Source organism: Cupriavidus basilensis OR16, assembly GCF_000243095.1.
Taxonomy (GTDB): domain Bacteria; phylum Pseudomonadota; class Gammaproteobacteria; order Burkholderiales; family Burkholderiaceae; genus Cupriavidus; species Cupriavidus basilensis_D.
Genome location: NZ_AHJE01000123.1, coordinates 1 through 6784 on the forward strand (window position 1 = coordinate 1; position 6784 = coordinate 6784).

The window sequence follows — 6784 nt, forward strand, 5'->3', positions numbered from 1 at the left end:
GAACGGCTTGACCAGGTAATCGTCGGCGCCGGCATCCAGGCCGCGCACGCGGTCCGCGGTGGCGTCGCGCGCGGTCAGGATCAGCACCGGCAACGCCAGGCCGCGGGCGCGCAATTGCCGCAACACCTCCTCGCCGGAGCGCCCGGGCAGGCCAAGGTCGAGCAACATGGCGTCGTAGGTGCCGGGCGCGTTGGCGGCCAGCGCGGCCTCGGCGAGGCGGCCATCCCTGACCCAGTCGACCGCGTAGCCTTCGGCCCGCAGGCCTTCCTCCACGCTCTCACCGATCATCGGGTCGTCTTCCACCAGCAGCAGGCGCATGGCAAGGGTTCCTTGGTTGTTGATTCGCGGGTGTCCTGGGGTCAACGGCGTTGCAGCCGGTCCAGGCGCAAGCGGTGGCGGTGGTCGGTCAGGCGCCGGACCGCCAGCGTGGCGGCCAGTATTACGCCTAGCATGCTGCCGCCGGCAAGCAGGAACATCAGCAGGATCTGGTACCGGGCCGCGGCGATCGGGTCCATTCCGGCCAGGATCTGGCCGGTCATGATGCCTGGCATGGTGATGATGCCGGCCGCCGCCATGGTGTTCATGGTGGGCAGCATCGCCGCTGCGCACCGCCTGGCGTACGATTACGCGCAGCGCCGCATGGCGGTCATCGCCGAGCGCCAGGCGCGCATCGATGGCGGCGCGCTGGTGCCAGACCGCGGTAAAGGCGCCGTTGAGCGCCAGGCTCGCGGCGTTCATCACATTGCCCAGGATGATGCCGGCCAGCGGGATGGCGTGGCGGGCGTCGTACCAAGGCGCTGGGCGCAAGGCCGTGGTCAGCGCCAGCACGGTCACCAGCAGTGTCGGCAGGCTCACGGCGGCGGCGCCGATCAAGGCGTGCCAGGGCCCCGCCAGGCGGCGCTCCTGCCGGCTGCCCACCTCGCGGGCGGCTGCCGCGATCATGGCCGCCACCGTCAACGCGCTCACCAGCGAGGAGGCTGCGGTGCACGTCCAGCGACATTGCCAGCGAGGCGCCTGCGCCGCCCAGCACCAGCAGGCTGGCCAGCGCCAGGTCATAGGCTGTGAGCGGGATCGGGCTCATGCCGGCACCGCTTCCAGCCCGGCGGCGCCGAGGCGATAGTGCCGGTCCTGCAGGCGTGCCGCCTGCGCGGGATTGTGCGAGACGATCAGCAGCCCGAGCCCCTGTGCCTTGCAGTCGTGCAGCAGCGCTTCGACGGCCAGCGTGGTCTCGGCGTCCAGCGCCGAGGTTGGCTCGTCGAGCAGCAGGAAGCGCGGACGGCGCACCAGCGCGCGAATCAGCGCGAGGCGCTGGCGCTCGCCGGTGGACAGGCGGCTCACGGGCGCCTGCAGGATGTCCGCAGGCAAGCACAACCGCGCCAGCAGCGCCTGGGCCGCCGGCACGTCCGCCATATGTTCGAGCACGTCGTCGCCCCACCAGCCGGACTCGGCCGCCACGTACATGACCTGGCGCCGCCAGGCCGGTCCGCTCATGCTCTCGCGTGGGGACTCGCCCAGCCGGACCTGCCCGCGATTGGGATCGAGGTCGGCAATCATGCGCAACAGCAGGCTCTTGCCCGCGCCGGACGCGCCGGACAGGATTACGCAACTGCCGGGCTCGATGGTGAGGCTGAACGGCCCGCGGCCAGCGCCTTCAAGGCCGCTGATGCCCAGGCTGGCGTGGGCATCGCGCATTGAAGGCACGGCACCAACGCCGGCGAGGGGCGGCATAGTGTCAGCCGTTGTCATGGATTGAGCCATCCGCGTGCGATGGGGTAGGCCAGCAGGTGCCGGTAAAGTTGCTCTGCATGCAGCGTGACAGCGGCAAGCAGCGGGCGCGCGAAGGCGGATGTAGCCACGGCCGCGCAGCATGCCGCTATCGCGACTGCGCCGACGATGTCCAGCGGAAAGTGTACGCCGAGGAAGACGCGGGCCCAGCCCGTCAGTGCCGCGGCTACCAGCAAGCCGGTCCCGCTCAGGCGCTGGGCCCTGCCAGGCGCGCGCAGCAGGACGAAGGCCAGCGTGGCCAGCAGCGTGACGTGGTCGCTCGGAAAGGATGGGTCGGCGGCATGCGCCAGGTAGGTGTGTCCGATGCCGGCCATGAAGGGCCGTGGCATCGGCAGCAGCAGGCTGAGCAAGGTCGAGCAGAGCCCGCCCAGCGCCACGGCTGCCAGCGCGCTCGTCACCATCCGGCGCTCTCCTGGCCGGCCGCGCAGCCAGCCGGCGGCCAGCACCAGCGGCGCGGCCGCGATCAGCGCTTCGGCGAGGAAGGTGGCCACCCACAGGCCAGCGCCCGACAGGCCGGCGGGGGCGTTCATGCGCTGGAACAGCGTGAGATTGAGTGCAAGGAGCGTCGGCATCGGGAGCGTCGAATTCTGGCGATGCGACAAGGATAGGGCACAGCGGCTTAAGGAACGCTTAAGGCTGGGCGGAGGGGCGGCCAGTGCCCGGGCCACCGCCCAGGCTCACAGCTTGGATCGCCGGCTGCCCCGTAGCGGGTCAGGAGAAACGCGTCAAGGGAACGGGACTGCGGCAGGGGGTTCCCGCTTTCGCCCCTTGGCATCACACGTCGGTGGCGCTGCGCGGCACGGGTGGTACGTCGTTGCTGGTGGCGGCCAAGGTTGCCGGCGGCGGTACGCCGGTGATCTTGGGTACGCACTCCGAGTGGAACCAGGCGGCGGTGACAGGCTCGCCGGCCAGCATGCGCTTGATGGGCGGTACGACCTGCTCGCCGATCAGCATGCCGAGCAGGCCGATCAGCGCGACCACGGGCGGGGCGGGCGAGCGGACCTGCAGCAGGGCGTAGATGATGCCGACGAGGATGCCGGCGCCAAGCGAGACGATATAGAGCTTCATCGCATTTCCAGTGTTCAGTGTTCAGTGTGGGTTGTCGGGCTGGCTGCCTGGCCAGGCCATGCCAGGCAGCAGACGCCAGCGGAGGCCGCCAGCGCGTCTCACGTCTTGTGCGCGGCCGCGCGTTGGACGAAGTCCTCCCAGGCCACCAGCACGAAGCCGCCGGCCAGCCCGATATGCTCGAAGAAGGCGTTGGCCAGCATGGCCTGCTCGGCTGGCGGCGCTATCCAGAAGCGGTTGGCCAGGAAGGTGGCCATCAGCGTGAAGGCGGCCAGCGCCAGGGCGCCCAGCCAGCGGTACCAGCCGCACAGGATCATCAGCGACGCGCCCAGCTCCAGCACGATCACCGCGACCGCCAGCGGCGCCGCCGGCGCGAGGCCGAAGTGCTGCATCTCGCCAACGGCGCCGGCGAAGTCCATGGCCTTGACCAGGCCGCCCTGCAGGTAAGCGGCGCACAGCGCTAGCAGGGCCAGCCAGCGCAGCCAGGGCGGCAGCCGCACGGTGCGGGATGCCGGCGGATAGGTGGAAGTGGAAGCAGGACGCGGGTCGGGCAAGGTCATCGTGGTTCTCCTTGGCTCAGAACGCCCAGCACGAACAACCCAGGGCGCCCCAGAAGGTGCTCTCGTCCGAGGCTGGCACGCCGGCGGTCCATGCGTTGGCATGGCCGTGGCCGTGCACGCTGCAGGCGCTGGCGCAGCCGCACGCCGCGGCTCGGTAGCCGCCCACACGGCGCACCGGCGACCAGTCCGGCATGGCGGGCGGCAGCGCAGGCGCGAGCTTGTCGAAATCGCCCTCGCCGTACACCACCTTGCCGCCCAGCACGGTCATCACCGAGGTGATGTCCTGGATATCATCCCCCGGCACGCTGAAGTAGTCGGCGGACAGTACCGCCAGGTCGGCCAACTGGCCGGCCTTGATCTGGCCCTTCTTGCCTTCCTCGGAGGAGAACCAGGTGTTGGCCTCGGTCCACAGCCGCAGCGCGGTGTCGCGGTCGAGCAGGTTGGCCTGCGGGTACATCGACATGCCGCCCACCGTCTTGCCGGTGGTCAGCCAGTACAGCGAGACCCACGGGTTGTACGAGGCCACGCGCGTGGCGTCGGTGCCGGCGCCGACCTTGACGCCGCGTTCCAGCATGCGCTTGATCGGCGGCGTGGCCTCGGCCGCGCGCGCGCCATAGCGCTCGACGAAATACTCGCCCTGGTAGGCCATGCGGTGCTGCACGGCGATGCCGCCGCCGAGCGCCGCAATGCGGTCGATGTTGCGGTCGGTGATGGTCTCGGCGTGGTCGAAGAACCAGTGCAGCCCGTCGAAGGGCACATCCTTGGCCACCTTCTCGTAGACGTCCAGCGCGCGTGTGATGGTCTCGTTGTAGGTGGCATGCAGGCGCCAGGGCCAGCGGTTTTCCGCCAGCAGGCGGATCACCGGTTCGAGGTCGCCTTCCATCGACGGCGGCATGTCGGGCCGCTCGACGCGGAAGTCCTCGAAGTCGGCTGCGCTGTAGACCAGCATCTCGCCGGCGCCGTTGTGGCGGTACAGGTCGTCGCCCTGGCCGGGCTTGATCTGCTTGGACCAGCCGCTGAAATCGCTGAGCTCGTCCTTGGGCTTCTGCGTGAACAGGTTGTAGGCCAGGCGCACCGTGAGCTGCCCGTCCTTGTGCAGCTCTTCGATGATGTGATAGTCCTCGGGGTAGTTCTGGTAGCCGCCGCCGGCGTCGATGACGCCGGTCACGCCCAGGCGGTTCACCTCGCGCATGAAGTGCCGCGTGGAGTTCTTCTGGTATTCGGGTGGCAGCTTCGGCCCCTTGGCCAGCGTGGCGTACAAGATGGTCGCGTTCGGCTTGGCGAGCAGCAGCCCGGTGGGATTGCCGGCCTTGTCGCGCATGATCTCGCCGCCGGGCGGGTTCGGGGTGTCCTTGGTATAGCCGACCGCACGCAGGGCGGCGCCATTGAGGATGGCGCGGTCGTACAGGTGCAGGATGAACACGGGCGTATCGGGTGCGGCCGCATTCAGTTCCTCGATGGTCGGCAGGCGCTTTTCGGCGAACTGGTGCTCGGTGAAGCCGCCGACCACGCGTACCCACTGTGGCGCGGGCGTGCGCGCCACCTGGTCCTTGAGCATGCGCATGGCATCGGCGAGCGAGCGCACGCCGTCCCAGCGCAGCTCCATGTTGTAGTTCAGGCCGCCGCGAATGATGTGCATATGGCTGTCGATCAGCCCGGGGATGGCGCGCCTGCCGTGCAGGTCGACCACCTTGGTGGTGGCGCCGGCGAGCTGCATGATCTCGTGCCGGGTGCCGACCGCGACAAACTTGCCGTCGCTGATGGCCACGGCTTCGGCCTGCGGGTTGGCGCGATCGAGCGTGGCGAACTTGCCGTTGACGAGGATGAGTTCGGGTGTGCTGGATGCGGTCATGGCAAAACTCCGGCTGGCGGTTGCCGCGCCCAGCGCGGCGGCGCCGGCGATGAACTGCCGGCGGCTCAGTGAGGGGGAAGACGGTGAGTCGGGCAGGCCGTCCCGGCCTGCCTTCGGGTCGCGGGACTGGGTCTGTGCCTTGGCCATGCTCAGCGGGCCGGCACCGGGGCGATGGATTCGTGCGGCGTGGCGGTGCGCTGCTCGGCCTTGTGCACCATGGTGTAGGCGTAGTCCACGCCCATGCCGTAGGCGCCCGAGTGCTCCTTGACCAGTTTCATCACCGCGTCATAGCTGTCGCGGTGGGCCCAGTCGCGCTGCCATTCCAGCAGCACCTGCTGCCAGGTCACGGGCACCACGCCGGCCTGCACCATGCGCTGCATGGCGTAGTCGTGCGCTTCCTTGCTGGTGCCGCCGGAGGCATCGCCGACCATGTAGATCTCGTAGTCGCCTTCAAGCATCGCGCAGAGCGCGAAGGTGGTGTTGCAGACCTCGGTCCACAGGCCGGCGACGATCACCTTCTTGCGGCCATTGGCCTTGAGCGCGTCGCGTACCTTCTGGTCGTCCCAGGAGTTCATCGAGGTGCGTTCCAGTGTCTTCTGGCCGGGGAACACGTCCAGCAGTTCCGGGTAGGTGAAGCCAGAGAACGATTCGCTCTCCACCGTGGTGATGGTGGTGGGGATATTGAAGATCTTGGCAGCCTTGGCCAGGCCCACCACGTTGTTCTTCATGGCCTGGCGGTCCATCGACTGCACGCCGAAGGCCATCTGCGGCTGGTGGTCGATGAAGATCAGCTGGCTGTTCTGCGGGGTCAGCACTTCTAGCTTGGGATTGCTCATCGTTCTCTCCTGAGGAGGGGTTGGCAGGATCGTGCAGCCATGGCGCGGCACTGGCGGTAGACGGCCGATCCCAGGTCGGGTGCTGCTGCGATCAACCACGGCGGCGGCGCGGCCGTGATGCGTGGGAGTCTTGTGGATCTCCCCGCAAGCAATCCGGGCCAAGGTTAAAGCCGCGTGCTGCTGATCGCCATTGTCTGTTCGTATTAGTCGGCTGTCGCCGGGGCGTAGGCGGGCATGCCGGGCCGCTACCGGTCAGGCGCGGATCATTGGGCCGAGCCTGCGAGGTTTGTCGTGTAGTTAGCAGGAATCCAGTGGAATTGTTGTCCTTTGACACCAATATGGCCAAGACCCGGGAAGGAGATATGCGCGGCGCCGATCCAATACCCGTTCTGCGCCGCGTCGGCGAGCAGGCGCAGGCGCTGCTGTGCTGCCTGCGTGCCATCGCTGTCATATTTGAGCGTGACCCCGGGATCGGGGAGCTGGATGGGGGCCACATGCACGGTGTCGCCCCACAGCAGCAAGGTCTGTCCCTGGCTTTGCACGCGATACGTGCTGTGGCCGGGGGTGTGGCCGGGATCGGCCTCGACGCGGATGCCCGGGATCAGCTCGGCGTCTGCCTCGAAAGCCTGGAACCGGCCAGCCGCCACATAGGGTTGCAACGAGGCGGTGGCACCATCGAACATCGG

General features: G+C 68.6%; 9 protein-coding genes and 1 pseudogene. All 10 read right to left on the reverse strand.

Annotated elements, in window-relative coordinates:
• A partial coding sequence (locus OR16_RS33840) for a response regulator (protein ID WP_006163347.1) occupies positions 1 to 318 on the reverse strand: 318 nt, incomplete at its 3' end.
• Between the two features lie 41 nt (positions 319 to 359).
• Positions 360 to 596 (reverse strand): ABC transporter permease, encoded by a 237-nt coding sequence (locus OR16_RS48565; protein ID WP_006163348.1) that lies wholly within the window; start codon positions 594 to 596, stop codon positions 360 to 362.
• A gap of 61 nt (positions 597 to 657) precedes the next feature.
• A pseudogene (locus OR16_RS48570) lies at positions 658 to 1056 on the reverse strand (ABC transporter permease); the annotation flags it as partial.
• Between the two features lie 21 nt (positions 1057 to 1077).
• On the reverse strand, positions 1078 to 1746 hold the full coding sequence (locus OR16_RS33850; RefSeq protein WP_100228034.1) for an ABC transporter ATP-binding protein: 669 nt from the start codon (positions 1744 to 1746) through the stop codon (positions 1078 to 1080).
• Positions 1743 to 2357, reverse strand: a complete 615-nt coding sequence (locus OR16_RS33855) for a phosphatase PAP2 family protein (protein WP_006163352.1) — start codon at positions 2355 to 2357, stop codon at positions 1743 to 1745. The genes OR16_RS33850 and OR16_RS33855 overlap by 4 nt, the downstream gene beginning before the upstream one ends.
• A gap of 202 nt (positions 2358 to 2559) precedes the next feature.
• Entirely contained in the window at positions 2560 to 2853 is a 294-nt protein-coding gene (locus tag OR16_RS33860; RefSeq protein ID WP_006163354.1) for a XapX domain-containing protein, read from the reverse strand.
• Between the two features lie 98 nt (positions 2854 to 2951).
• Entirely contained in the window at positions 2952 to 3410 is a 459-nt protein-coding gene (locus OR16_RS33865; RefSeq protein WP_006163356.1) for a DoxX family protein, read from the reverse strand.
• Positions 3411 to 3426: 16 nt separating this feature from the next.
• Positions 3427 to 5262: an amidohydrolase gene (locus OR16_RS33870; protein WP_006163357.1), complete on the reverse strand. Its 1836-nt coding sequence runs from the start codon at positions 5260 to 5262 to the stop codon at positions 3427 to 3429.
• A 149-nt stretch (positions 5263 to 5411) separates the two neighbouring features.
• Positions 5412 to 6098, reverse strand: coding sequence for a hydrolase (locus OR16_RS33875; protein WP_006163359.1), 687 nt, complete (start codon positions 6096 to 6098; stop codon positions 5412 to 5414).
• A gap of 263 nt (positions 6099 to 6361) precedes the next feature.
• The coding region (locus tag OR16_RS33880; protein ID WP_006163361.1) for an MBL fold metallo-hydrolase at positions 6362 to 6784 on the reverse strand (423 nt) is incomplete at its 5' end.

Excerpts from the sequence above, each read along its gene's own strand:
- OR16_RS48565 (WP_006163348.1), bottom strand. The coding sequence starts at position 596 with ATGCTGCCCACCATGAACACCATGGCGGCGGCCGGCATCATCACCATG.
- OR16_RS33850 (WP_100228034.1), bottom strand. The coding sequence starts at position 1,746 with ATGACAACGGCTGACACTATGCCGCCCCTCGCCGGCGTTGGTGCCGTG.
- OR16_RS33855 (WP_006163352.1), bottom strand. The coding sequence starts at position 2,357 with ATGCCGACGCTCCTTGCACTCAATCTCACGCTGTTCCAGCGCATGAAC.
- OR16_RS33860 (WP_006163354.1), bottom strand. The coding sequence starts at position 2,853 with ATGAAGCTCTATATCGTCTCGCTTGGCGCCGGCATCCTCGTCGGCATC.
- OR16_RS33865 (WP_006163356.1), bottom strand. The coding sequence starts at position 3,410 with ATGACCTTGCCCGACCCGCGTCCTGCTTCCACTTCCACCTATCCGCCG.
- OR16_RS33870 (WP_006163357.1), bottom strand. The coding sequence starts at position 5,262 with ATGACCGCATCCAGCACACCCGAACTCATCCTCGTCAACGGCAAGTTC.
- OR16_RS33875 (WP_006163359.1), bottom strand. The coding sequence starts at position 6,098 with ATGAGCAATCCCAAGCTAGAAGTGCTGACCCCGCAGAACAGCCAGCTG.